Source organism: Pseudomonas sp. MD195_PC81_125 (assembly GCF_014060985.1).
Classification (GTDB): domain Bacteria; phylum Pseudomonadota; class Gammaproteobacteria; order Pseudomonadales; family Pseudomonadaceae; genus Aquipseudomonas; species Aquipseudomonas parakoreensis.
Genome location: NZ_JABULD010000903.1, coordinates 1 through 962, shown reverse-complemented (window position 1 = coordinate 962; position 962 = coordinate 1). Strand labels below are relative to the sequence as shown.

At 54.1% G+C, this 962-nt stretch carries 2 protein-coding genes; both read right to left on the bottom strand.

The genetic code is table 11. From position 1 onward, the window contains the following. Nucleotides 1-49: 49 nt before the first annotated feature. Entirely contained in the window at nt 50-262 is a 213-nt protein-coding gene (locus HT737_RS30240; RefSeq protein WP_041068032.1) for a Flp family type IVb pilin, read from the bottom strand. Nucleotides 263-381: 119 nt separating this feature from the next. Next, a complete protein-coding gene (locus HT737_RS30235; RefSeq protein ID WP_373557745.1) occupies nt 382-597 on the bottom strand; it encodes a Flp family type IVb pilin in 216 nt (71 codons plus the stop codon). Nucleotides 598-962: the final 365 nt, after the last annotated feature.

The window sequence follows — 962 nt, the reverse complement described above, 5'->3', positions numbered from 1 at the left end:
CTGAAAGTGCAATCGAGTGTAGCGCGACATTCGCTGGACGCGACTCACATCAGGGGGTTTGCACCGGAGCGGTCTGCGCGGTGCCGCCGAGGGATACCAGGACGCTATTGAAAATCGCAAAGATTTTCGCGCCCAGTGGTGTGATGAACACCACCACAACGACCGCTACCATCGCCACCACGATTGCATACTCGATGGCGGATGCAGCCTCTGTACTTGCCAGAAACGACCTCAGGCGCAATATCAGATATTCGAGGATCATTGACATTCTCCTTCGTAACGGCGGGTGATCGGACTTGTGAAATCCGAAGATTTGCCAGTGTCTGAGCGCTGCTGCTGGTCAGCATGGACCCGGACACTGGACGACGGGAGGGATGTTGATCAAGGCGTCGTTCTGACCTGTGCCGTGCCACCGAGCTTGGTCAGCACCACGTTGAAAATGGCCAGCACCTTGTCGCCGATGGGCGTCACAAACACCACGACCACCACCGCCACCATTGCCACCACGATCGCGTATTCGATGGCCGACGCACCTTCTTCACTTCTGCACAGCAGCCTGGCCCTGGCCAGTAGATAGTCGATGATCATCCGAAACATACGTCCACTCCTTCGCGCCTCTGGCGCCGATCCAACGCTACAGCGGCATGCTTTCACCGTGCTATCAGAGCATTGTCAACAAACCCCCGGTCAACAACTGTAAGAACGGATTAATCACAAAGGATTAACCGGATTGTTAATTGAGCCAATCCCTACAGTTAATTGGCCATGACTCATACTTTAGTGAGTTATTTTCCTGTCACTAATGGCGTTTTGGCTCGTATCAGCTAGCTTGGAAATAGCGAAATCGTTGCATGTTCATAGCTGCCTGATCGCGAAAAATTCTCTCGGCAGGAAGTACAGGCTGTCGGTGCAGCAGGAAAGGGAGAGCCGTCATGAACAGTCGCGTCACCATGGGGCCTTGG